Genomic DNA, 23,409 nt, shown 5'->3' with positions numbered 1-23,409 from the left:
ACACCCCCCTTTTTATCTATGTTTTTTCAAAGATTGGAGAACTTACGAATTGATGCTGATAAAACACAAGAAGAATTTATACATAAAGGGTAACATTCGTTTACTTAGTTTTTTTCATTTAAAAAAAGTTCCAAAGCTTTTTCTTGTAATTCTATTCCAATGTCCTCCAGTTGCTCTAATAAATCATCTTCAAAGTAACTAGATTGAAATGAGAAAGCACCATTTATATCAACCATAGCTAAAGCAAGTTTTTTAGGAACTATTTCTTTATCTTTGTAGAAGTGTATCAATATGTCTAATGCTACTCTAACCTTATTAAGTAACTCAGTGTCTAATTCTTTGTTCAATCTTAATTTTACTGGAACCGAATTGTCAGAAACTAGTCCATTATATACAGTATCAATTGCTTGCTGTATATCCATAACCTCACGACCTCTTTTTTGCAAAATCAAAATAGTTAAAATCATTTCCTATGGAAAATATCATATAAATTTCCACCTTGTATTTTTACCGTTATGGTTTATACACACCTGCTTCATTTGAAGGAACAAAAGTAATCCCTTTCAAATTTAGTTTCTCAGCTTCCTTTTTAAATTTTTCTGAACACATTAATATACTTAAAAGCTTCGTATTATTTAGTTGAAAAACATCAGGGAGTACATTTGCTTGTTTTAGTTGTAAGTCCCATATTTTCTTCATCAGTCCATTTTGCTTATAAAATTCAATATTCGACTTTTCCATATCAATTTCATCTTCTAACCTATTGTAAAATCGCACATAGTAATATTCCTTTGAAGAGATGCTTTCTTTGTGCTTGTTAACCATATGCAATTTTGTATATTGAAAATTATTGATTCCAAATCTCACCAATAGATTCAGAAAGTCGGAAGATAAGAAAAAACCGTCACTATCCCATCTTAAATCGAACGTATATTTTATATCTTTGGAAACAAACCATAATTCTTCAGGTAAATCTGTCATAATATTTTTTGGTGTTCTCCAATCCCCAGCATCCGAATCTCTTGCGTCAAACGGACTCTTATCAAAGAACTCTGTATGCAATATCCCCTCTAGTAAAGTCGGACAAAATATGCCCTCCTTTTTAAAAATCGCAAACGTAGTTTCCATTTATCAAACCCCATTCCATCTTTTAAGAACCTTTTCCTTAAGGTAGCTGCTATTCTTTTTAATAAATAAAATGTCTTTTACGTATACCCTATTACATCTAAACGTTTTCTCTTCTATTATACATTAACAAAATAACCATTTATATGTAAATATTACCATTTATAACATAAGAAAAGAGTAGAACAACCGCCTCTTTTCAATGGTTTAACTACTCTAAAATCGTTAAAAAATTTATCCAATTATCTACTTGGATATAAAGCTTCCTTAAGCATAGATAGTATTGTTAGTATAGTTCTTTCGTAATGTCGACTATTGGTGGTACTGTATGATTTTCTTTAATTTCGCCCATCCAGTCAAGGTTATCGTATTACGTTTACGACACTTTGAAAGTTATAGAAAACTAATTTTATCGCATTCATCTCTTAACTAATAAAATTATATAACCCATTAGCCTTCTCTTTATGAATTACTTCCAGCATGTTAAATAGTAATTTAACATTGTTACTTTTATCTATATGAGTCAAAATGGTATAGATATAGTTATGAACTGGACAACAAAACTTATTGTCCTCAGAGACTACACAATAGCCTTTATTATCGTTTTTCTCTACATGCATCCATTTCCAACCATATTCTTTTTCTATAATAGTTCCATATAAAGAACCAATTTCAAATGCTATTTCGACAACTTCATCGTCTTTTATTTCATTATCTCTATAATTACCCAACGCTAATTTAATCGTGTCGAGGGACTTTAAATTATCATCACTATCTGTTAGATTTAATTTTTCCTTACTTAACTCAGATAGTTGTTTTATTTCATCCATCTCATCCTTTTTTAATTCACGTACCTTAAGATTATCTTGGTAAACTACCCATTTTTCTTGCATGATTCTTTCCTCCTTAGGTATTTATTCTCTATGATTTATACACATCTGCTTTATTTGATGGAACAATAGAATCCCCCATCAATTTTAGTTTCTCAGCTTATTTTTTAAATAATTTTGAACACAGAATACAAGATTGGAGTAGAAAAGCCGCCTATTATTTATATTTTGACTCTTTTTCAATATGGATACTACATTAAAAATCTGTATCAAATAGTCCTATATAATGAAGACCGTTGTAGAGCTTGTTAACATCAGTAACCACTATTTCTGAATCGTGATAATAAAACATTGTGTTCACTTTGTTTAATCCTTTATGAATACATATGTTTTTAATTTCAACCATCGTCTTATCATCTACTGATAGTTCTACAATAAATTTATCCACATCTGTCAATTTATCCTCCCAATAAACGCCAATCCAATCCTCGTCATAAAATTTTTCATTAATATCCTTACAAAATTCACAAATCTTATAGTTTGGATCATCAATATCCATGTCTGGATTACTATAGTCTATTTCAAAATATTCATTAAAGGTATCGTTATCTACGTTGCTTATTCCCATCCAAACATGAACTTTACTCATGATCGCCATAATTTATCTGTTACTCCCTTTCATATATTATCTATAATCTTTTTCCTTGCTTCCTTAAGAATTCTCCTTGTAAGCACTTTTTACATATATCAGAAATAACCCTATAAACTTATAAACTATCTTGGGAACCATTATGTAACTATTGAAAAAGATAATAGTATGTTTAAAATATGCTATTCATTTATAATTTAAGCCCTGTCCCTACTTTCATAAAACGCAATCCATTAATGCTATTTTTTTCAATAAAATCTTTAAAATTTTGTGTACAGAAATAAAAGTTATTAATTCTAATATCTCTAAATATTGTTTCATTTTCTATTTTTTCTAAATTAAATCTGATATTTTCACCTCTTAACATTGCAAGAGATTCTTGCAAATCTAAACCATCAAAATTAATTGCTGTTACAACATTTGTTACATTTATATAAATATACTCCTCTTGAATACCTTTAATTTTAATCGGGAAGATTTCTATAAGTTCAGAGAATGCATCAATAAAAAGCTTTGCAAATTTCTTTTTCACTATAAATGTAGCTCCATAACAGCGTGAATCAAAATCTATCAGTTTTCCTCTATTCAGTTTATCTTTTGAAATACCGAATACTTCTTCAGACCAATCTAGAGAAATCTTTTGTCCAGTAAAAGTTGAAAACTGACGAACATAATCTTTATCTAAAAAGGTTAAATCTTTAAAATCATTATCAGTTACAAATCTATATACATTCATTAAATAATAAATCATACCTTCCTAACTTTTATTGATTACACCTACATTTCAACAGTTTTAATTTTTTGGGTATTTCCCTCTTTGACATAAATCTTTAGTACTTTACATGCCTATAGAGAATCCTAATAACAGTACAATTGGAAAACCCGCATAATTTGTTCAACTTCATCCATTCTAATCCTTTAAATTCTCAAAGATTACGGCCCAGCCGTCCATTGGGCTGCCATATCCCCATAGAGGCCCCGTCATTTTATCCAATTGATGAATCTTTTCCTGATATTGTTTCACCATCGCTTGACGCTCTTCTTGTGTGTACACATTCAAACGTTCTTCACTTACTTTATGTCGCATATTATGCAAGAAGTTAATCATGTCACAATAAAGTGAATTATCCTCAAATGTTATGAAATCTGGAAAAATCGCATAAACTTCGTCAAAAGCATGCTGCAAATGATGCAAGCCAAATTTCGCCAAAACTTCTGCAATATGCGGTACGAGTTCAGACTGATACGCAAAGATATAGTCCCAACCATCCGACTGCCAGTTGCCAATCGTATTGATGGCAATGTGAAGTTGAAATAACTCTGGCGAAACCTTCTCTTTAATCGTGTCCAGTCCGCCAATTTCCCATATCTTATCAGATAGCTCCGCTAAAGCCATTTCATCTGCTGGGATTTCCCCATCCCATATCTCTTTCAAGCCAATACTCATCGTAACACCACTCCTGAAATTATAATTTTACTAGTTCGCACAGTGCTATTTTCATAGCCCTCATAAATTCTTATCCTTGCTTCTTCAATTGCTGTTTACATGTTCAGTTCTGCTATAATTTCCTTACAGTGTTTTGCAATTTCTCTCATATCATCTTCAGAACAAAACTCAGCCAAATCATAATGTAAAGGGTGATGAACAAAATCCTCTAATATTTTCCTTAGCAGTGCCAGCTCTTCTTTTTCTACTTTTAAAGAAATAACAGCATTTTTGTCCAAGCTACCTCCATCCAAATCCACAAGACGAACCTTTTCATTTTTTTGACATTCAACAATAATAGCCGTAACATCCATTATAAAGTTGATTGCACAACCTATATCCTGGCGATGGCCGTTATCGTCACTAAAGTAAATGTCCTTCGTTTGACGAAAGTCTTTTATTTCCTGAGCATTAGTCAGCTGGAAGTCTTGCAACATATTTTTAACGTTAACCTCTACGGGAATATCTATCTCAAATTCTCTGTTAACCAAATAATCAAATAAAGTGCAAGTATCATCTGTTCCGCCAATATATTCTCCCCACCATCGTTGAATGTACATCATCGCTTCCATTCTGATTCCCTCCAAAGCCTTGTTATTCAAAGTAGTTCTACAAATAGCCTATTTTATCTGATGAAACTGTCCTCTATTACCTTTGCTTTGCATGCAGATGCTACAACCATTGCATCTTAAGGGGAAGATACCCCTCTACCATTTGATTTATTAACCATATAAGTAATCAATAAAATTATCAGCGTATTCCTCTTTTTTCAAAATACTAATCAAAGAAGACTTTAATATTTCAACAAAATCATCATAGATTTCAAAAGTTTCTTCATCCATTATTTCTCCTTTGAATTTTTCATGTATTATTTCTAATGTCACCGCAAGAGCATCTAGAAAGACAGAAAAAGAATCCGCGATTGGAAATAAGGCACTCGTTTCATAACTTGCAAAAACAGGTGAATTTTCTTGGTTTGTGACAACTACAATTGGATCATCATCCTTGTCTGCAACTACAAGCCAATTTGGATTCCAATTTGGATTTTCCCTTTTTTCGGTTCCAACCCAACGAAATCCTTCTTGTCTACGCACCAATTTATCTGCGGCATACAGAAAAAGGAGGCTATTCCCTAAGTCAATATCTGTACAATCTAATTGATGGCCATCAGGACGTATATTACAAATTATTTCACACTGTTGATAAAATAATATTAATTCAGGAGAAAGATAAATTTTTTCATCTACATCAAGTTTTGCCAATTTTGACCTATAACGGACTCCTCCGTTTTTTTCAACGGGGGATTCTTCTTTCGGATATTCATTCATCGCCTGTATAAATTTTAATATTGATTTTTCTAGTTGTTTCATAAAAAGCCTATCCTCTCGTTTCTATTTGATGTATTGCTACATCATTTTTTAACATATTTATTTGTAAAATCTCTTCTGTCCAATCTAGAGTAATTTTCTGCCCCTTAAAAGTTGAAAAAAGCCGAACATCTTCCATATTCAAATAAGTTAAATCTTTCAAATCATGGTCATTTCCAAGTCGATATATATGCAAGAGCAACACACCTTTTTTGTAAATAAAAAACATATGTAATGAAAGCGTTATTTAGCGTTTTCTTTACATATGTTCGAAATATCCTTATTTTACCACAACATTTTAAATATCTCTATTTGTACAGTGATGTCTTTATTTCTTTGTAGTTGCGCTATATTAACTAATTTTTCTCTGGGCTAATTATAATAACATTCTTTGAATTACGAACCTCTATACAATTGTATTTTTGATTTAAAATCTCAATTGTTTTGATATACTTCATAATTGTGATATCTTGGATAACCAAAAAAGGTAAACTATTCAGTTTTTCTTTTATATCGTTAATAGAAAGTTTCAAATTAAAAAATTTTCTTATTTCCATTATAAATTTATTTGCTTCATTTGGTTTTCTGACTACATAAACTTTTACCTCATCTATCAAATCAGGTTCATCTAAAGTAAAATCATCTTCTTCTATTACAGGATCATTTTCTAGCCATCTAAATAAATCGGTATCTAAAGTATAAAAAGGCAACGACAATGCACCGAAATCTTGATAGAACACGTTAAGTTCGCTATTCTTTTTTAAAAACAATCCTTGTCCTCCTCCATCATCTCCTATCAAAATATATTCTGGTGCATAAGTACTTACTTCGTACAAACCGTTTCTTTCGATTGCTATATCAAAACCATAAATATTGATTCCGTTTTCAAATGAAACTTCATTATAAGATTTCCAAAATTCAATTAGTCTCGAAGGTATATAAGTTTGAAAATGAGTATTGATTTCAGGCGCATCAATGTTTCTTGTTGTTTTAGTGATTAAAGGTGTAGACTTAAAATTTAAATTCATTTATTTCCTCCAAATAACAATGACCTAGTCTTTTTTATTATTGTAAGTTTTTGGTAACTAAGGAACTTGATTATCGATTATAGAAAGAAAAATATTGAGGTACATCTGCCAATTCTATAAATTGAATTCCTTTCATTTGCTTTTCTTCACAAAGTTGCTTAAACCTTTCTGAACAAAATAGATATCTTGCTAATTTTAAGTCATTCAAGCAAAACACGTCTCTGTCATTTTCTTGTAGAACAATTTTCTGATATTTTTCAACAATATAATGTAAGTCAACAACTTTATTTTCTTGAACACTTCTTTTTGTATATTCCGACTTCTCGTAATCAACGAAATCTTCCCTATTATAGTACTTAATAAAATAATAGGGTTTCTTTACTTTAGATTTTCCCTTTGAACTAACAACTTGTAGATTTGATGTAACATACTTTTGTAAAGTATTTACTTGATTCATCAAAGTAAAAAAATCACTACTCATAATATGACCATTAAAACCCTCATAATAGTCAAATTCAATTTTATTATTAGTAATTAACCATAAATCTTTTGGCATTTTTTGTTTTTGAAAAAAGATTTTATTCCATTCGTATCCCATTCCCTCATTATATTTAGTTTCATCAAATGATTCATGAATAACACCATTCAAAAAAATAGGTGCCTTTCCATTATCCTTAACAATCATATAGTATCTCATACTATCCCCTTAATCTTTAATATACTTAGAATATTTCCTTGATTACACAGTACCTAAGTTTTGTATTCCTAGTGGTTTTCCAAAATAAATAAATCAAAGCTGTTGAACAAGCCTAAAGTTAAAAACGTAATGTTTTATCACTTTTTCTGTAAGCAATGAGAAAATTGCAAACAGTGGAAAAATCAAAAACATAGAAGTTAATCCTTCAATTTTCAACACCCAAAGGTTTATACACCCTACTATCGCCACACCTATGATATTGAATAAAATAAAGTACCGTATTTTATTGTTGATTTTACTCAATAAATAAAGTTTAATAGGCACTGTAATGATTAGCGTAAATAGATAAATACCTAAAAAAATCAAAACAAATAGCATGAGATTTTCATACATCGTAAAGTGGAGTAATTCTAATTTGGTTGCCCGCGACAACTTGACTAACCAAGGTAGTAACAAATGCCACTAACAAAGGCAAAAACAGTAGCTTAATTGTTTTGATTTTTTTCATGTAGTTACCTCACATCATTGTTGTGAAAAGCATCGCTAGACACATATCATCTCTTAATTATCAGGAAGATGGGAAGATTTTAATCTTCTGACCCTCCCTATGTATAAAAAGTATTCCGTAAACAAGAACCATCTTATTAATATTGCGATATTGCGATGCATATTTTAATCCCATCTTTGCATAAATATTGACTCATAAAAATCGTCCATATTTTCCTGACTTAGTATTTTCATATTATAAAAAAGACTGTCATGAATATATTCAGCAATCTCTAAGTCTTCTGCACAACCTGTATTTTTTGCCAGAAGTTCTACCCCCCATTTTTATTTCACCTTAATATATACGTTCTTCTTCCTCATCTTCTAGTATCTGATGAAAAAAGTCAGAAAAATCTTCCCATACATCTGGCTTGGAAATAAAGTTTTGCTGTTCTAATTTATTTGTTTCTACAGAATCTAGCCAAATGATTGATGGTGTTTTTCAGTATCCATAACAATAATACTTTCAGCTTGTTCAGCAATAACAACGAATCTATTCGGTAAACCAACAGCTTCTCTTATTCTTATAGTTTCGCGTATAAAATTAGTTGGCTCAGAAAATTGAAAAGAATGGATATCTATTCCACCAACAATACCTCCACTGTAAAAGCCAGATATTTCACGAAAATCATTGGGTAGCTTTATTTGGAGTTCATGTTCAATTTTATCTAAAGACTCTTTAGTAACTCCATCAAAATCATATAAAGCCTGGTATTTATTTTGTAATTCATTCATATCATTCATATCATTCATATTTTATTTACCTCCAAAATTCTATTTATCGGAAAAATAGAATCTAGTTTGTTTCTTCTAAATACTTCTGTTTTGTATCTTTGAATATTTTTTTAATCCAATTTATTATTACTTTTTTTATCTTTTCAATGTTATTATTGTTCAATGTACAAACTATTACTAACTCGTTCGGGCTGCTATTTTCATTAATCCAATAAGAAAATACATCATCATTATTAGAGCTTTCTTGGATAATTTTTATTATTTTATTCTCTTTTTTTGATTTTGCCGAAAATATCGGATTTCCATCCATCATTTTTTTTCCATTACTGAAGGTAGTGTTGTAATAAGGACATATCCAATCACTTCCCCCAATATTCTCTTGATGCAACCACATAAAAAACATATCCATCCAATATTTTTCTAAAGAAGAATACACATCTTTATCATCTAAATAGTTAACAAAATCATGAAGCCCATTGCTATTTTCCACGACATTTCTCTCTCCAGCATTATCAAGTAAGTAAGTCATGCACAAACGGATTTGAATAAATTTCCAGCAGGTGCGCATTTTACACGTTTATAGCATGTTTGTTCAAGAGTATTGCCAGAAACCAGCAATAACCTCTCCTGTTTCATTATGCTTATATAGATATAATGCACCGTACATAAATACATAATCCATATTATTACTATAGCCTTCTTCGTCTATTTGTAGAAAAAAGGAGTAATTATCATTTTTCAACTCTTTATCATTATAACTTTTCGGTTGAATAAGACGTGGTTCTCCTAAAACTTTAATAAACAAAAAATTATTCGCTTGTTTTTGCGAATAATCGCTTATGGAGTTCATACCTAAATCTAAAATACGCTTATCCGTATTGCTTCCAATTTCGGAGTAGTTATGCTCTATTACCTTTACTTCAATTGAAGGATATATATTTTTTTCCAATAAAGTATCAAAATCGTTATGAATAATAATCGAAAGCATAACATCCTCCTTTTCTGGATGAATTAGAGTTGCATAAAACCTGTAATCATCAGGTATTTGTTCTTCAATCAATTTGGGAGGATTACCACCTATTCTACCCCTCACATTATCATTAAAAGGAATACATTGAGCAAACAATTAAAATCCTCCCTTCCATCTGCTATTAGTACCATAGACATAATCTTTTTTGTTTTGGTGCTGGTAGATTGCTGATATCATCGACGCTACGAAATACTGACCTATGTATTCCAACGCTTCAAAATACACCATTTATTCCCACTGTACTTTTTCATTATTTTACCATTATTTAAAATTACAAACTAGTATATATCAAATGCATATTGGCATTCCCTTTCTACAAAGATTGCTGTACGCTAATAAATAAGTAATTGACATCTTAAAAGTGAGGTTTTTGTATTTTTTTAGATGTCATGGAGGTTTTGATATGGACGATTTTATTTTTCCTATACGCAATAATGAGGCGAAGTATAAGCAGATTTATCAGCAATTAAAGACTTTAATTGAGCAAGGAATCTTACAGTCGAATGATTGCCTTCCTTCTATTCGACGATTGGCACAGACGTTACAGGTCAGTCGTAATACAACATTAACTGCTTATGAGCAGTTGGTAGCGGAAGGCTACATACGTGGTGAAGGTCGTAAAGGCTATTTCGTTAATGTATTGGAACAAGTGTTTTTACAGGAAGAGGAACAAACAAGAAGGACAGAAAAAATACAGCAGGTGTTGCCAGCTATACAAATTGATTTTCGGGCTGGTGCTGTTGATCAATCCCATTTTCCGCTAAAAACTTGGCGACAATTTGCTAATCGAGCACTCCAGTTAGCAGATAGTTTTGTGTATGGCAATCCTTTTGGTGAGCCTTTATTAAGAGAGCAGCTTGTTCACTATTTACTCCAAGCACGTGGGGTAAAATGTGAGGCGGACGATATTATTGTTGGTAGCAGTACACAGCAACTGTTATTGTATCTTGGTTTTATTTTGAAGCAGGATTTTGCAAGTGTAATTGTGGAAAACCCAGGTTATGTCGGCGCACGTCAATCATTTACATTAAATGGTTTTGAACTGGAAGCACTACCTGTTTTGGCGCATGGCGCTGAACTTCAGCTATTAACGCAAATGCAATCACGGCTTTTGTATGTGACGCCCTCCCACCATTTTCCTTACGGTGTTTCAATGTCTATTCAACAACGCCAATTGATGATTCAATGGGCAAAGAGAGTACGTGGCTACATTATCGAAGACGATTATGACAGTGAATTTCGTTATTCGCAGCAGCCATTTCCGGCACTTGCCTCTATCGACCATTCGCGCGTTATATATATGGGAACTTTTTCAAAATCTTTTTTACCAGGTATTCGATTAAGCTATATGGTACTGCCTAAGTCACTTATCCTTCGTTACAAAGAACAATTTGATCATTTTGAACATAATGCCTCTTCTCTCCATCAATTAACGATGGCGGCATTTATGGAAAAAGGTGAGTGGACACGTCATATTAAAAGAATGCGTGTTATTTATAAACATAAAATGAACTGTCTTGTAGAAGAACTTAAAAAGTACTTCGGGCACAATATGACGATATTAGGGGAGCATTCAGGTCTTTATGTATTGATTAAGTTGCATGTACAACAAACCGAAGAACAGCTACTCCAAGCTGCTGAGCATTGCGGTGTAAAAGTGTACCCAACTAGCCCGTATTATCTGCAAAAGACAAACACGGAACCAATATTACAGCTAGGATTTAGTATGTTGTCAATCGAGGACATCAAACAAGGCGTTCAATTATTATCACAAGCATGGCCGTTGCTACGTTCCAAGCAACATTAAAACGCGGGCTTTCAAAAACCCGCGTTTTTACTATGTATCATTTTTGAGCGTATTTTTGTAAATGCTTTGGTATTTCTCGTAAATCCATTAACAACGGCATCATCATCAGTAATGTCAATAAATAAATAGCAATTCCTATTGCCACAGCCGAACTTTTCACTTCATCCTCAATAACATAGGGCATTGTAATATAAGGTACAAAGACCAAAAGTAAAATAGAAATACGAGTCATTGAAGTGAGCATTTGTTTTTTTGCGCAATAAGGGCAACTGATGAATCGTGAAAATGTTACAATCGAACGCATCGACTGCTTCCAAGTCCATTTCTCCTTACATTCAATACATTTTGGCATATAATGTATCCCCTCCATTCACTAATTATGCCATATTCTTTCACAAAGAAGCACTCCATTAAAGCAAAAAAGAATTTGCGCAGGTTTTCCCTGCACAAATTCTATTAAAAATAATCTATAAATGTCGGGATACCTACAGGTAGTACAGCTTCTAAAAGTGCCAATTCAATTGCTTCACCTTGTAAGCGTTCGATTTTTTCTAAATAGCTAGGTCGTTTATAGCCCAATAGCATCGTTGCTAACGTCTGTACGGTTAGTTGTACAGCATTTTCGGATAATTGTTCGCTCACCTTCTCAACAGATACTTCTCCGTTTTCTACTGTTACAACAAAGGTACCATTATTCCAAGCGACAATCCGGTCAGTTACTGCAAAACGTAGCTGGAAGTCATTCCCTATAAATGGATAACGCAATAGAAATTCCTTCACATCCACAATACGTGCCATAAAGTAAGGGGATACCTTTTGGATAATTTCACTATCTTCTAGTAAAAAAGCGACTGCTTCATTGCCCGTTGTTTTCCCATATACGTTGTAAACCATTGAGCTATGGGCAGAGACAAAATTCCATAACCCTTTACGAGCTTCTTCCTGCATATAAACAATCTCATCAATATAAAAATTTTCTTCCATTATACGATAGAACATATAACCCTGCGGCACATCTTCATCATCGTAATAGATTGCTGCTTGTAGTTTGACATCACTGTCTATAAACTTTTCTTCCCAAAAGTCTTCTTGAAATTTTTCATTCCACGCAATGCTATTACGCACCATAACACCATGTGTTTTTTTGGCATAGCGTGCATAAATAGCGACTACATCCTCATCTTTAGGATCGACTCGGCGAATTTTACCGTTTAGCCCACCATAATGCGGGAGTTGTGTATCTTTTACTTGAAACTCCACAATATCGCTCATAATTTCCCAGCCCTTTTTACGATAATACGGAATCGAATAAGGAAATAAATAAGAAATATAGCGACCTTCCTCACGCATTTGTTCAAGGCATTTCAAAATAAGGCTTTCCATCAAGCCGTGTCTAGAATATTCTGGATACGTACCAACAGCCGTAATACCACCCATTTCGTAAAATTTTCCATGTACATTTACTTGAAAAGGTAAATTTAATATTTGTGATACAAGTTGGGAGCCATCAAACCATCCAAATGCATGTCCTTCATCAAACTGTTTACTTTTGGCATTGACGAAACGACGATCCTTATGGATGGACATAGACATTTGAAATACATAATTTAGTAAATCAATCGACTGTGCCATCTCATCAAGTCGTATTTCTCGCATTACTAAACCTTTTCGTTGATTCATGATTCTCTCTCCTCATCAAATAGCTCTGCAAAAATAGTGTCTGGTGCATTTAAAAATCGCTTCGTTACAATATAATGTATAGTGTCTTCGTATCGAATCGATTCAATTCCCCCATCATCAAAACTGTAAATGGTCGCATTCGGATAACCAAGTAAAATGGGCGAATGGGTAGCAATAATAAACTGAGCTTCATGCTCTAAATCTTTCATGATTTTAAGAAGACTAAGTTGTCTCGTAGGTGATAATGCCGCTTCAGGCTCGTCCAATAAATAAATCGCCTTGCCTTTAAAACGGTTCATAAATAGCGATAAAAAGGACTCGCCATGTGATTGATGGTGTAGAGATTTGCTACCAAATGCTGCATACTTATTCGGATGTTCTAACAAATCAATATGACTTGCAAATTGATAAAACGTCTCCGATCTTAGAAAAAAGCCATTCGTCACTTTGGGCCACCAAGATAAGCGAATATAATCCCCTAATGCCGATTCCGCCTTATGTACTTCATAGGTATTTTGACGTCCCCCACCTGCTGTATTAAAATCACAGCAATCCGCAATAGCTTCTAGTAACGTCGATTTTCCAGAACCATTTTCCCCAACGAAAAACGTCACATTCGTTGGAAACGTTAGCTCTTGTAAATCCTGCAAACTAGGTATATTAAAAGGATATAGGTGTTTTGCCTCTATGTTGTCCTGTAAAACTTTGCATGCTTTTAAATACATCCTTTTTTCCCTCCCTATTCCTATTATAACTCCCAATAGCTACTGTGAAACGGTCTTCTTTTCCAAATACAACTAAAAAATACCTGCTAGCCGTAACAGCATAATGCCAAGTAGGGAAATAGATGACCAGACTAGCCTTAAATAGAAATAAAAATTAGAATATTGAAACAAATCATAAACTCATCATTCCTATTAAAACCGAACAATACCGAATGCCTATTGGTAATAAATACACGGAAAGCACGACACTACTTGCTTTTACAGTAACTATCCACCCAATATTTCCCGAGAAATATTTCAGTCATCCAGCACAAATTACTAAAAAAGATAATAAAATTATGTCATTATAACGATTTAAATAAGAAAAGGCTACTTCCTATATTTGCTTGGCATTCAACACTTGGCTTATGGCGGTTAAGAGCGTAGAAACTACAAGTGCTAGCAGTTCTATCATTGATACGTTATTGTTTGTTATGATGTCCATATAGCCTCCCCTACTTTTCATTATTTCTTATATTAAAAAACTTCATCTCCCAAAAATAGAGAGACGAAGTTATCTGCGGTACTACTTTGATTACATAAAGGCTTCCTTTAACAATATTGGTAGGCTGACTATAGCTATCTTATTCAGTACAAGGACGCTTGAACGAGTTCTCGAATTGTTTACCAGCAGCCACCGTGTTAAACATTCCCCACTATTATTTCCAAGTCAAGTTGCTATTTTAAATATCCTGTTGAATGGATCTGCCAGGATAAAACTTCATTTGTCCATTATCTTGATGTGCTTTAGCAGTCATTGTTATTGGTTTCAATTTTAGAACAATCGTTTTACTGCCTAAAGAAGATTGGTATTTTTCAACATGTGCTTTTGATAAGGGCGCTTGATAGTAAGCTGGGACATATTTATCTAGCATTGCTTGCATGGCTGCCGTTGCTTCGTCTAAATTTGTTACCACTTCGATGATCCCATTTGCGATAACGCTCATATAAGCAGTATCTGTATTAGCAGGAATCGGATCGGCAATTGTTCCGTAATGTTCACTTATGGTTATACAGGCATTTGAATTCGTGTGTAAGATGGTGATTTTTCTTCCTTCATTTGCCCCGTGAATATAAAAAATCCCATCTTTGAATACAAAATTAAGCGGAATGACATATGGCATGCTATGATCAACCAAACCAAGAAAAGCTGTTTGGGCTTCTTGTAAAAAGTTATTAATTTGCCCTTCATTTGTACACGTTCGTTCTGCCTTACGAATTTTAGTTTCCATCCATATCACTTCTCCTTACCGATGATATTGGAAGTTTATAATAGAACCATGTGATTAAGAAGGGACAGTTCTGGGAATTTCCATGGGTACAGAAACCGTTAAAAAGCCAGAACGTATTTTAATTAACGTGCTGGCCTAATATTTTTGGATAAATAACTGCCCATTTGATTGAATTTCAGCATAGAATACTTCTTCAATATTTTCGATAGACAGCTTTTTCAGTTCATCTTTTAACCATTGTCGATTTTTTCCTACTTCCAATAAATTTCTTTTTAATAATTTTCCATCGGATATTATTTCAATTGGCAAAAAAGGTGGATTTTCAGGTGAGATATTTATATCTATTTTTTGGGTACCTTGAAATGGCGGTTTCTTAAGAATACTAAGCGTACCATTCGGTTCTAGAATGGCAAAATCTATTTCATCAATTGAAAAAACTTGGTATTGTCTAATCATCATCGTTAAGTCATCAATATTGACACCTGTTCGCTTCAATGCTTTTCGATCGATTTTGCCATGTTTTATAACAATTGTAGGCTGACCGTCAAGCAACATTCTTATTTTCCCTGATTTCAGACTAATATAGCCGATTAGTGTCGTCAACGAACACCAAATAATTAAGCTTACTAAATCTTTCATGTAATCTTTAGTACTTAAAACAATCATATTGGCGGCAATCGAGCCAATTGTGATTCCTGTTACATAATTGAAAAAAGTAAGTTGACTTAATTGTTTTTTCCCTAAAAAACGTGTGAGGGCAAGAAGTACGAAAAAAGTAACGACTGTTTCTATTGCAATTTGTAAGTAGCTTACATCTTTCATGTTACCACTCCTATCTATACAATAGAATGCGTTATGCAGTCCATAACATACACTCAATCCTCCGTTTTCATCAGTAGCTTTTTTCTAGGAAGCTTTTTAAGACATAAATGACCCTATTTTAGAAACAGGATAACTTTAGTATTATCTGTTTTTTTATTAGATTTATAGATAAAATACAGCTAAAAAATCCAATTAGATTGGCAATTGGTGTATGATTTAGTTATTCAATTTGTAGGAAATATTTACATAAAATTTGTCTTTTTACTCAAATAAAAAAATCGGAGGTATGTCGCATGAAAAAAAGGAAAAGTTGGTATCGTATGTGGAAAATACTTTCTTTCGCTTTTTCCATGTTGCTGCAAGTTTATTGGTTTCGCATTCGAAAAAAATCGGAAACACAATGGGAATTGCTCTGGGAAAAGCTTGGTCGACAATTTCGTCAAACGCTATTTGAACTCGAAGGTGTGTTAATTAAAGTCGGGCAACTTTTAAGTATTCGCGAGGATTTACTACCAAAAAGTTTTATTAGGCAAATACAGGATTTAGTAGATCAAGTCCCACCCTCTCCTTGGGAAGACATTCAACTTGTTTTGGAAAAAGAATGGGGAAGTCCTGTTGACCATGTACTTCTTTCAATCGAGACAAAAGCTGTCGCTTCCGCATCCATTGGTGAGGTTTATCGCGGAAAGTTAAAAGATGGTACGAATGTAGCAATTAAAGTTCAACGTCCTACTATACCAACTATTATGCGAACAGATTTTCGTTCATTAGCTATTATTATGTGGTTTGCACAATATTTTGCTCCAGTACCTAAAGGCTTTATTAATTTTAAATTGCTTTTTAATGAAGTCAAATATGTAATCAGTAGAGAGTTAGATTTCCATAAAGAACTAGAAACCATGACACATTTTCGCGAACGCTTTGAATCGATTGATGAACTTAAGATTCCTACTGCCTATCCCGAACTTAGCACCTCTCAAGTATTAGTCATGGAGTGGATAGATGGTGCAAGAATCACAGATAACGCGTTTTTAACGTCCCATCAAATTGATAAAGAAGCATTATCCGAGCGCTTACTGCGCATTTTCTTACCACAATGGCTAGAGGCTGGGATATTTCATGCTGATCCGCACGCTGGCAATGTGTTAGTAAAGGAAGATGGTACGATTGTCCTTCTTGATTATGGTATGGTTGGCGAAATATCAAGAAAAGATGCAGCCAATTTTCAAATTTTAATGCAGGCCATTTTATTAAAAAATTATGCTCAAGCGGCTGAAACATTAAAAAATTTAGGATTTTTACTACCAGGAGCGGATTTAAAAGTCATTGAAAATCTTCTAAGAGAAGTACTACAATTAGATTTAAACAAAGTAAAGGAAATGGATGTATTTGCTGTCAAAAAAGAAATGAATGACATGATAAAATTACTTCCAATACAAGTTCCTACACGATTTATTTTTTTAGGGCGCTCGTTTGTGACAATTGAAGGTATGTTGCTGTCCATTACTCCAGAGAAAGAAATTTTAGACATTATTAAACCTGTATTTTCAGATTGGATCAAGCAAGGAAGCTCAACTAATTGGAAAACTGTTTTACAATGGCTTAATGCGTTCCCAATTTTTAAAGTATTCCATTCTCTGCAAGACCTTGTGGAGACACCCCAGCGAATGTTAATTCAAAAAGATGCCTTGCAGCAAAGGGATTTTGTCTTTGCAATCTATGAAAATCAAAAAAAGCATGCCTTTATCATCAGTGTACTAGCATTAGGCGCAGTTTTCTTTGGCATGTATTTACAATATGCCCTCCTTATAAAAGCATCGAGTGGCTTATTAGCGCTTTCTAGTCTTTTTTATATCGTAAGTAGTTGGAAACAAAAAAGATGGTTACAACGGCTCTCCAAAAAAACGCTATAGATAACACCATTAGCCTCCTAATGTTAACGTTTAGGAGGCCTTACTTTATGCTTTCCAATGGGATTTTCATGCTGTTCGCCCTGTTATACCAGCTGTTCTATAATCAGCCAGTTACTCATAAATTGACTAAAATACAAAATAAGGAGAACTGCGAAAATGCATGTTGTTCATTTTTATGAAAATAAGACTTCCGTTTTGAATCAGCTATTAATTCACATACCAACTGTTGATGAAAACATCCAAATTAAAGGTCGAAAAGCAAAAGTAGTGGACGTTATTCAAATGAATGAGCGCCAGTTTCATGTCAATGTGCTTTTTGAAAAAATAGCAAAAAAACAACCTTTAACAAAAGATCTTGGGAAGAAGAAAAGATAGTTCTTCCCTTTTTTATGTTTATCAACATACATGGTGTGGGTATACAAAACAACATAACGGTTATCGCAATAACAATTGAATTTTTGAACAAAATGCGAACTATTCTCATTAACAGTATTTTTATTAAGTAGAAAGATTGACTTTTTAATTGATAACAATTATCATTATCATATAGATTATTTCTTCTCTAAACTGTTTATTTCAGAATCCCCCCTTATTTTTTGAAATAAACATGCATTAAACGGATATTCTTACATCAGACTAAGAATATCCGTTTTTTAGTTACATAAATTGAAGGAGCTGTTCTAAATGGATTATCGTATTGAAAAAGACACTATGGGTGAGATTAAAGTACCTGCCAGTAAAATTTGGGGTGCGCAAACCCAACGTAGTAAAGAGAATTTTCAAATTGGCACAGAACACATGCCGATTGAACTGATTCAAGCAATGGCGATTTTAAAGAAAAGTGCAGCAATCGCTAATAATAAATTAGGAAAGCTTTCGGCTATTAAATCGAATGCAATTGTGCAAGCAGCAGATGAAATTTTAAATGGTCAATGGGATGATCAATTCCCACTTGTTGTCTGGCAAACTGGTAGTGGCACCCAATCGAATATGAATGTCAACGAGGTGATTGCGCATCGTGCAAACCAAATTTTACAAGATGCTGGTGAAGCTGACCGCATTCATCCAAATGACGATGTCAATAAATCTCAAAGCTCGAACGATACGTTTCCGACTGCGTTGCATATTGCAGCCGTGTTAAAAGTGGAAGACTATCTACTGCCTCGCCTTCGTTTATTAAAGGCAACGTTGGATGAAAAAGCTGAGCAATTTAAAGATATTATTAAAATCGGACGTACCCATTTACAAGATGCTACTCCGCTGACATTGGGACAAGAAATTAGTGGCTGGTCTGCTATGTTAGGTAAATCCGAGCAAATGATTAAACATAATGTGGACTATATGAAAGAACTTGCAATTGGCGGTACGGCTGTCGGAACAGGTATCAATGCACATCCTGAATTTGGTGATCGTGTAGCAGCTGAAATTAGCGAACTAACGGGCAAACAGTTTACTTCCGCAGCAAATAAATTCCATGCTTTAACAAGTCATGATGAAGTGGTTGTAGCACATGGTGCATTAAAAGCACTTGCTGCTGATTTAATGAAGATTGCCAATGACGTACGTTGGCTAGCAAGTGGTCCACGCTCTGGTATTGGTGAAATTACTATCCCAGAAAATGAACCAGGCTCATCCATTATGCCAGGTAAAGTGAATCCAACGCAAAGTGAAGCGATGACAATGGTCGTGACGCAAGTAGTTGGGAACGATGCAACAATTGCCTTTGCCGCTTCGCAAGGGAATTTTGAACTAAATGTCTTTAAACCTGTTATTATTTACAATTTCCTGCAATCCACGCGCCTGCTAGCAGATACGATGAAATCATTTAATGATCACTGCGCTATCGGCATCGAACCAAACAAAGAGGTACTGGATCATAACTTGCAAAACTCTCTAATGCTTGTAACAGCCTTAAACCCTTATATTGGCTATGAAAATGCGGCAAAAATTGCGAAGAAAGCACATAAAGAAGGCACTACTTTAAAAGAAGCTGCCATCGCTTCTGGCTTATTAACAGAAGAACAGTTCAACGAATATGTTGACCCTGCTACGATGATTTATCCGAATGCATAAATACAAAAGGCACCAAGAAGTTTTTGAACTCTTGGTGCCTTTTATGTTTTTGATGGTCGCGGTAGCCAGCAAATACTGCCGTGAACATGAATTCCAACCCTATTAGCAGTTCGTGGTATTTTACCCGCGATTACTTTGAGTTACTCCGCAATTTATCCTGTTTTATCAGCGATTTAATTCCCCTTTTCAAATCTTTATGTGCCAGGCACCAAAACTATTTAGAATATTTAGTTTATTCTAAAATAAAAACCCCTCCTTTGTACTTTGGAGGGGTTTGGGACATGTTATTGCATTAGTTCTTCAAAAAATTCAACAGGTACATATGTTTTCGTTGGTTCTAACAGTGCAGGTGCTACTTCAAAGTAACGAAGTGCTTTATTGTAGCCGTATGCTTTTTCACCACGTGTAATTGTGTAGGATAGCGCCCCTTTTGAAACAATAGCGCCAGTACCTGTTGATTCTACTTTAAAGCCTAGTTCTTCTGCAATTAAACGTAGAGGCACCATTGTTGTACCATCCACTTCATAAAAATCTGTTTTAATAATTTCTTGTACTGCTGCATTCGCTGAAGCTTCCTCAGTTTCTTCACCGTGTTCTTTCACTGTAGCATCTAATACAATGACTTTTGTTGGCGGTGTTTGTGCAGGAATACTTCTTGTTGTAATTGTATAGAACACAAGTAAATGTTGTTCGGCTAAATCTTTAGCTGAGACTTCTTTAGCTGATTGGCTTTGGATCACCGTTTCTTTACCAACATTTAATTTTAAACTGTTATCCGTATTGACTAAATCCTTATTGAAAAAGTCAACAGTGACACTACCCATTTCCTTTGTTTCCACGATAATAACTTCTGGATTATACTGTGGTGGATATATCATTAGCATTGGCTTATTTGCATACGTATATGCTGTTACTTTATCACCTTTTTGTAGCTTTACTTCTTTCCCCGTATTATCAAAAATAAGTGTGTCCTTATTTACAACAAAGACGTTCGTATTTTCGCCATCTTTCGTTGTGTAATACGTTGCATTATTACGTTCTTCCACGCTTTCAATTGTACCAGCTACTTTAATAAAAACCGGCTGCACTTGTGGCGTTTGTTCATCCTGTTGGGCATTTGTGACAACTGCTTCTCCTTCATTTGCTGATGCAGTTGGAGCGATTGCAACGCCCCCTAATAATAATGCTGTCATTGCAAATGGTACGACCTTTGTCATTTTCATAAAAAATACATCTCCTTCATTTCACGAGTTCATTGAAGTAGTCGATTGTAAAAGAAAATGGTTACATTATTACCATATTATTTTCAAAAACTTTTCAAAAGAGATTAATTGCAACTTACTAAAGCTAAAAAATGAATGATAATCGATTTAGGACGCGCTGTAAAAAGTATTGCTGTTCATTTTGTTTTGCTCTTATCTCTAACGCTATATCCGGATGATCTGTAATTACGCCCGAAACGTTTTTCTCAATAAATTCCTGTAAAGAACGGTCCTTATTTAAAGTCCAGATAAACAAATCTAAATGTTGAGCATTGAGTTCTGCGATTAAGCTCTCGTCCACCCACGATGCTTCTAATGCAATGAAATCAACTGTTAAATGATCCAACGGTCCAATATTAAGCGCATAAACAATTCCTACACGCAAATGAGGTGTTATATTTTTAAGTTGTGTCATCAATTGCGCATCTGAGGACTGTACATAATACGTATCGAGCACTTTATAGGCACGTAACTTTTCTACTAATCGAGGCAATAGGTCTTCTCTTTCTTTCCCATGTACTTTTAATTCAATGAGTAATGTAACATCTAGCGCCTTTGCAATTTCGATAAAATCATCCAATGAAGAAATTTTATCGCTCATCCCATTCTCATAAATCGTAATTGTTTTTAATTCACTTAGCGTCATATTGGCAATAACACCATTTTTCCCTGCTAGACGCCTTAATGTACGGTCATGAAAGACAACAAATTCTCCATCTACCGTTTGCTGAATATCTAGTTCAATTAAGTCTGCACCTGCATTCGCCGCACTAACAAGCCCGCTTATTGTATTTTCCACGTTGCCTGCTGTATAACCACGATGTGCAATAATTTTAGTATCTGGTGCGTATAAACTTTTCTCTAACGAAAAAATATTGATCATGCTTAAAATTGAAAAAATAACACAAAGCACTAGTGGCAAAGGGAAATAGCGTTTGTTTTTAAAAGCTTTTTTTGTCGGCGCAAATACACGAACATCATACGTCATCGCAACCATGACTTGTGAAAATATAGCTTGCAACAAACAAAATAGTACAACAAAGGCCATTTCAAGAAATGCCAAAGTAAATCCTGCTGTTAACAGCGCTGCGCTTGGCATAAATCGTTCCAAGAAAAATAGTGGTAGTATACCAACTACTGTTACAACGATTAAAAGTAATAAATGAACCGTTAAAATCATTGCCAATAATACAAGTAGTTTAAACAAGCCCCTTCTTGAAAAACGCCAACTTTGGAGAAATGATTGCCTTATTGATATTTTCGGCTGTATTGTAAAAATAGGTAATGTCAACATACTCCTTATTCCAACCATCACTAAGATACTAGCAACAGCAGCATACAGTATTCTACCTGTAGTTGTACTCATTATTTCATTTGTCATAAAGTGTGGAATAGCTATCCCTTGTGTTAACGAAAGAGGGAATAAAAATGAAGCTAAGGGCAATAAAAGAGCTATATAGACGATTAAATAAAGAACTTGTAAGCTATAAAAATAAGGAAGTTTACGATTTAGTTGTTGCCACATTGTCAAAAACCGATAACGAGTACCCCTTTGCTGATTAAAAGCCATTATAAACAGAAAACCCATCTCATAGTAAATAAAGAGCAATACGACCATTACTAAAAGGAGCATCATCGCTATGACAAAGGGGTGCATTAAAAAACTTTGTATATTTTGTTCCGTTATATGCGTGTAGCCCGTTACATTTAGCATTACATTGAAAACGAGTGTTGACACCGGTATTACTAGTGAAAACTGACATACACGAATCATAACGAAAACCCGTATATAGTCGATGCGATACGTATAAATGTTATAGATGGCTTGTCGCATAATTTGACGTGCTTTTTGCATTCCCTCACCCCAGTTTCGTACTATCCCATTTCCTGTTTGACAATTTGCATCCGTTTTTAAGCTATTTCTTCTTATAACGTATGATAAATATTGTAATTCAATTTCCTTTCAACATAGAAAATGTTATCAATTACGGCTGCCAAAGACTTTTCTTGTGACTGGTAAGCATTCAAACATCTGTGGCATTCATTTACGCCCTTACTTGAGGCAATTGTCATATTTGTATGCCATGCTCGATAAAAAATTGAAACTTTTTACTTGCCCATCCAGTAAATAAAGATAGCAAATAAATTAGGAGGGAAATCTAGTTGCAACTATATATTGGTGACATCATTAGTACTATTTTTATTCTTCTCATTTTTATTGCTATGTTTTTCGTTATGATAAAAATGATTAAAAATGTAAAGTCTACAGCCGTCCTTCCATCTCGAGACAAACTACAACAACAAGTGGATGAGCTGACAACACGTGTCCAAGATTTGGAGAAACACTAAAAAAATCGTTGTGT

The 23,409-nt window shown here is 33.9% G+C and carries 26 protein-coding genes; 5 read left to right on the top strand and 21 right to left on the bottom strand.

Annotation, left to right across the window (positions count from 1 at the left end):
* Nucleotides 1-104: 104 nt before the first annotated feature.
* The 14 genes from MHH88_RS09700 to MHH88_RS09635 all read right to left on the bottom strand — a co-directional run bounded on the left by MHH88_RS09700 (nt 105) and on the right by MHH88_RS09635 (nt 9,589).
* Nucleotides 105-467 (bottom strand): hypothetical protein, encoded by a 363-nt coding sequence (locus MHH88_RS09700; protein WP_339262685.1) that lies wholly within the window; start codon nt 465-467, stop codon nt 105-107.
* A 46-nt stretch (nt 468-513) separates the two neighbouring features.
* Complete coding sequence (locus MHH88_RS09695) at nt 514-1,128, bottom strand: DUF1629 domain-containing protein (protein ID WP_339262683.1); 615 nt, start codon at nt 1,126-1,128, stop codon at nt 514-516.
* Nucleotides 1,129-1,550: 422 nt separating this feature from the next.
* The gene (locus MHH88_RS09690; RefSeq protein WP_339262681.1) at nt 1,551-2,018 is read right to left on the bottom strand and encodes a hypothetical protein; all 468 of its coding nucleotides are present in this window, start codon (nt 2,016-2,018) and stop codon (nt 1,551-1,553) included.
* Nucleotides 2,019-2,211: 193 nt separating this feature from the next.
* A complete protein-coding gene (locus MHH88_RS09685; RefSeq protein WP_339262679.1) occupies nt 2,212-2,604 on the bottom strand; it encodes an immunity 22 family protein in 393 nt (130 codons plus the stop codon).
* A gap of 190 nt (nt 2,605-2,794) precedes the next feature.
* On the bottom strand, nt 2,795-3,340 hold the full coding sequence (locus MHH88_RS09680) for a DUF1629 domain-containing protein (protein ID WP_339262677.1): 546 nt from the start codon (nt 3,338-3,340) through the stop codon (nt 2,795-2,797).
* A gap of 174 nt (nt 3,341-3,514) precedes the next feature.
* A complete protein-coding gene (locus tag MHH88_RS09675) occupies nt 3,515-4,051 on the bottom strand; it encodes a hypothetical protein (RefSeq protein WP_339262675.1) in 537 nt (178 codons plus the stop codon).
* 95 nt (nt 4,052-4,146) lie between these two features.
* The gene (locus MHH88_RS09670; RefSeq protein WP_339262674.1) at nt 4,147-4,662 is read right to left on the bottom strand and encodes an imm68 putative immunity domain-containing protein; all 516 of its coding nucleotides are present in this window, start codon (nt 4,660-4,662) and stop codon (nt 4,147-4,149) included.
* A 150-nt stretch (nt 4,663-4,812) separates the two neighbouring features.
* Nucleotides 4,813-5,460 carry a hypothetical protein gene (locus MHH88_RS09665; protein WP_339262673.1) on the bottom strand — a complete coding sequence of 216 codons (648 nt, stop codon included), beginning with the start codon at nt 5,458-5,460 and terminating at the stop codon, nt 4,813-4,815.
* A 7-nt stretch (nt 5,461-5,467) separates the two neighbouring features.
* The gene (locus tag MHH88_RS09660; RefSeq protein WP_339262671.1) at nt 5,468-5,653 is read right to left on the bottom strand and encodes a hypothetical protein; all 186 of its coding nucleotides are present in this window, start codon (nt 5,651-5,653) and stop codon (nt 5,468-5,470) included.
* A gap of 160 nt (nt 5,654-5,813) precedes the next feature.
* Entirely contained in the window at nt 5,814-6,485 is a 672-nt protein-coding gene (locus MHH88_RS09655; RefSeq protein ID WP_339262670.1) for a hypothetical protein, read from the bottom strand.
* 70 nt (nt 6,486-6,555) lie between these two features.
* A complete protein-coding gene (locus tag MHH88_RS09650; protein ID WP_339262669.1) occupies nt 6,556-7,170 on the bottom strand; it encodes an Imm43 family immunity protein in 615 nt (204 codons plus the stop codon).
* Nucleotides 7,171-8,145: 975 nt separating this feature from the next.
* A complete protein-coding gene (locus tag MHH88_RS09645; RefSeq protein ID WP_339262668.1) occupies nt 8,146-8,481 on the bottom strand; it encodes an SMI1/KNR4 family protein in 336 nt (111 codons plus the stop codon).
* Between the two features lie 43 nt (nt 8,482-8,524).
* The gene (locus MHH88_RS09640) at nt 8,525-8,992 is read right to left on the bottom strand and encodes a hypothetical protein (protein ID WP_339262667.1); all 468 of its coding nucleotides are present in this window, start codon (nt 8,990-8,992) and stop codon (nt 8,525-8,527) included.
* Between the two features lie 63 nt (nt 8,993-9,055).
* Nucleotides 9,056-9,589: a hypothetical protein gene (locus tag MHH88_RS09635; protein WP_339262666.1), complete on the bottom strand. Its 534-nt coding sequence runs from the start codon at nt 9,587-9,589 to the stop codon at nt 9,056-9,058.
* A gap of 307 nt (nt 9,590-9,896) precedes the next feature.
* Between MHH88_RS09635 and MHH88_RS09630 the strand changes: the two genes are divergently transcribed.
* Nucleotides 9,897-11,300, top strand: coding sequence for a PLP-dependent aminotransferase family protein (locus MHH88_RS09630; protein WP_339262665.1), 1,404 nt, complete (start codon nt 9,897-9,899; stop codon nt 11,298-11,300).
* Between the two features lie 37 nt (nt 11,301-11,337).
* Here the strand turns inward: MHH88_RS09630 and MHH88_RS09625 are convergent, their stop codons facing one another.
* The 5 genes from MHH88_RS09625 to MHH88_RS09605 form a co-directional block, all read right to left on the bottom strand.
* Nucleotides 11,338-11,652, bottom strand: coding sequence for a TIGR04104 family putative zinc finger protein (locus MHH88_RS09625; protein WP_181020921.1), 315 nt, complete (start codon nt 11,650-11,652; stop codon nt 11,338-11,340).
* A 104-nt stretch (nt 11,653-11,756) separates the two neighbouring features.
* Nucleotides 11,757-12,980 carry a GNAT family N-acetyltransferase gene (locus MHH88_RS09620; protein WP_069508467.1) on the bottom strand — a complete coding sequence of 408 codons (1,224 nt, stop codon included), beginning with the start codon at nt 12,978-12,980 and terminating at the stop codon, nt 11,757-11,759.
* A complete protein-coding gene (locus tag MHH88_RS09615) occupies nt 12,977-13,705 on the bottom strand; it encodes an AAA family ATPase (protein ID WP_339262663.1) in 729 nt (242 codons plus the stop codon). Before MHH88_RS09615 ends, MHH88_RS09620 begins: the two co-directional genes overlap by 4 nt.
* Nucleotides 13,706-14,427: 722 nt before the next feature.
* The gene (locus MHH88_RS09610; RefSeq protein ID WP_339262662.1) at nt 14,428-14,976 is read right to left on the bottom strand and encodes a pyridoxamine 5'-phosphate oxidase family protein; all 549 of its coding nucleotides are present in this window, start codon (nt 14,974-14,976) and stop codon (nt 14,428-14,430) included.
* A 135-nt stretch (nt 14,977-15,111) separates the two neighbouring features.
* Nucleotides 15,112-15,798 carry a DUF421 domain-containing protein gene (locus tag MHH88_RS09605; protein WP_069508457.1) on the bottom strand — a complete coding sequence of 229 codons (687 nt, stop codon included), beginning with the start codon at nt 15,796-15,798 and terminating at the stop codon, nt 15,112-15,114.
* A gap of 293 nt (nt 15,799-16,091) precedes the next feature.
* On the opposite strand from MHH88_RS09605, the gene MHH88_RS09600 reads away from it, so the two are divergent.
* The 3 genes from MHH88_RS09600 to fumC all read left to right on the top strand — a co-directional run bounded on the left by MHH88_RS09600 (nt 16,092) and on the right by fumC (nt 19,784).
* Nucleotides 16,092-17,711 carry an AarF/UbiB family protein gene (locus MHH88_RS09600; protein ID WP_339262660.1) on the top strand — a complete coding sequence of 540 codons (1,620 nt, stop codon included), beginning with the start codon at nt 16,092-16,094 and terminating at the stop codon, nt 17,709-17,711.
* 156 nt (nt 17,712-17,867) lie between these two features.
* Nucleotides 17,868-18,086, top strand: coding sequence for a hypothetical protein (locus tag MHH88_RS09595; protein WP_339262659.1), 219 nt, complete (start codon nt 17,868-17,870; stop codon nt 18,084-18,086).
* Between the two features lie 309 nt (nt 18,087-18,395).
* Nucleotides 18,396-19,784: a class II fumarate hydratase gene (gene fumC / locus MHH88_RS09590; RefSeq protein WP_069508453.1), complete on the top strand. Its 1,389-nt coding sequence runs from the start codon at nt 18,396-18,398 to the stop codon at nt 19,782-19,784.
* Nucleotides 19,785-20,068: 284 nt separating this feature from the next.
* Here the strand turns inward: fumC and MHH88_RS09585 are convergent, their stop codons facing one another.
* On the bottom strand, nt 20,069-21,007 hold the full coding sequence (locus MHH88_RS09585) for a stalk domain-containing protein (protein WP_339262656.1): 939 nt from the start codon (nt 21,005-21,007) through the stop codon (nt 20,069-20,071).
* A gap of 124 nt (nt 21,008-21,131) precedes the next feature.
* A complete protein-coding gene (locus tag MHH88_RS09580) occupies nt 21,132-22,901 on the bottom strand; it encodes a glycerophosphodiester phosphodiesterase (RefSeq protein WP_339262655.1) in 1,770 nt (589 codons plus the stop codon).
* A 308-nt stretch (nt 22,902-23,209) separates the two neighbouring features.
* Here MHH88_RS09580 and MHH88_RS09575 point away from each other — a divergent pair, with 308 nt between their 5' ends.
* The gene (locus tag MHH88_RS09575) at nt 23,210-23,395 is read left to right on the top strand and encodes a hypothetical protein (protein WP_069508450.1); all 186 of its coding nucleotides are present in this window, start codon (nt 23,210-23,212) and stop codon (nt 23,393-23,395) included.
* Nucleotides 23,396-23,409: the final 14 nt, after the last annotated feature.

The sequence above is a fragment of the Lysinibacillus sp. FSL K6-3209 genome, assembly GCF_037976175.1.
Lineage (GTDB): Bacteria > Bacillota > Bacilli > Bacillales_A > Planococcaceae > Lysinibacillus > Lysinibacillus sphaericus_D.
The sequence above is the reverse complement of the archived record's forward strand: the minus strand, read 5'-3'. Positions and strand labels throughout refer to the sequence as shown.

What these genes read in the sequence shown, in the direction of transcription:
- MHH88_RS09700 (WP_339262685.1), bottom strand. Translation starts at nt 467, where the DNA reads ATGATTTTAACTATTTTGATTTTGCAAAAAAGAGGTCGTGAGGTTATG.
- MHH88_RS09695 (WP_339262683.1), bottom strand. Translation starts at nt 1,128, where the DNA reads ATGGAAACTACGTTTGCGATTTTTAAAAAGGAGGGCATATTTTGTCCG.
- MHH88_RS09690 (WP_339262681.1), bottom strand. Translation starts at nt 2,018, where the DNA reads ATGCAAGAAAAATGGGTAGTTTACCAAGATAATCTTAAGGTACGTGAA.
- MHH88_RS09685 (WP_339262679.1), bottom strand. Translation starts at nt 2,604, where the DNA reads ATGAGTAAAGTTCATGTTTGGATGGGAATAAGCAACGTAGATAACGAT.
- MHH88_RS09680 (WP_339262677.1), bottom strand. Translation starts at nt 3,340, where the DNA reads ATGAATGTATATAGATTTGTAACTGATAATGATTTTAAAGATTTAACC.
- MHH88_RS09675 (WP_339262675.1), bottom strand. Translation starts at nt 4,051, where the DNA reads ATGAGTATTGGCTTGAAAGAGATATGGGATGGGGAAATCCCAGCAGAT.
- MHH88_RS09670 (WP_339262674.1), bottom strand. Translation starts at nt 4,662, where the DNA reads ATGGAAGCGATGATGTACATTCAACGATGGTGGGGAGAATATATTGGC.
- MHH88_RS09665 (WP_339262673.1), bottom strand. Translation starts at nt 5,460, where the DNA reads ATGAAACAACTAGAAAAATCAATATTAAAATTTATACAGGCGATGAAT.
- MHH88_RS09655 (WP_339262670.1), bottom strand. Translation starts at nt 6,485, where the DNA reads ATGAATTTAAATTTTAAGTCTACACCTTTAATCACTAAAACAACAAGA.
- MHH88_RS09650 (WP_339262669.1), bottom strand. Translation starts at nt 7,170, where the DNA reads ATGATTGTTAAGGATAATGGAAAGGCACCTATTTTTTTGAATGGTGTT.
- MHH88_RS09645 (WP_339262668.1), bottom strand. Translation starts at nt 8,481, where the DNA reads ATGAATGATATGAATGATATGAATGAATTACAAAATAAATACCAGGCT.
- MHH88_RS09640 (WP_339262667.1), bottom strand. Translation starts at nt 8,992, where the DNA reads ATGACTTACTTACTTGATAATGCTGGAGAGAGAAATGTCGTGGAAAAT.
- MHH88_RS09630 (WP_339262665.1), top strand. Translation starts at nt 9,897, where the DNA reads ATGGACGATTTTATTTTTCCTATACGCAATAATGAGGCGAAGTATAAG.
- MHH88_RS09625 (WP_181020921.1), bottom strand. Translation starts at nt 11,652, where the DNA reads ATGCCAAAATGTATTGAATGTAAGGAGAAATGGACTTGGAAGCAGTCG.
- MHH88_RS09620 (WP_069508467.1), bottom strand. Translation starts at nt 12,980, where the DNA reads ATGAATCAACGAAAAGGTTTAGTAATGCGAGAAATACGACTTGATGAG.
- MHH88_RS09615 (WP_339262663.1), bottom strand. Translation starts at nt 13,705, where the DNA reads ATGTATTTAAAAGCATGCAAAGTTTTACAGGACAACATAGAGGCAAAA.
- MHH88_RS09610 (WP_339262662.1), bottom strand. Translation starts at nt 14,976, where the DNA reads ATGGAAACTAAAATTCGTAAGGCAGAACGAACGTGTACAAATGAAGGG.
- MHH88_RS09605 (WP_069508457.1), bottom strand. Translation starts at nt 15,798, where the DNA reads ATGAAAGATGTAAGCTACTTACAAATTGCAATAGAAACAGTCGTTACT.
- MHH88_RS09600 (WP_339262660.1), top strand. Translation starts at nt 16,092, where the DNA reads ATGAAAAAAAGGAAAAGTTGGTATCGTATGTGGAAAATACTTTCTTTC.
- MHH88_RS09595 (WP_339262659.1), top strand. Translation starts at nt 17,868, where the DNA reads ATGCATGTTGTTCATTTTTATGAAAATAAGACTTCCGTTTTGAATCAG.
- fumC (WP_069508453.1), top strand. Translation starts at nt 18,396, where the DNA reads ATGGATTATCGTATTGAAAAAGACACTATGGGTGAGATTAAAGTACCT.
- MHH88_RS09585 (WP_339262656.1), bottom strand. Translation starts at nt 21,007, where the DNA reads ATGAAAATGACAAAGGTCGTACCATTTGCAATGACAGCATTATTATTA.
- MHH88_RS09580 (WP_339262655.1), bottom strand. Translation starts at nt 22,901, where the DNA reads ATGCAAAAAGCACGTCAAATTATGCGACAAGCCATCTATAACATTTAT.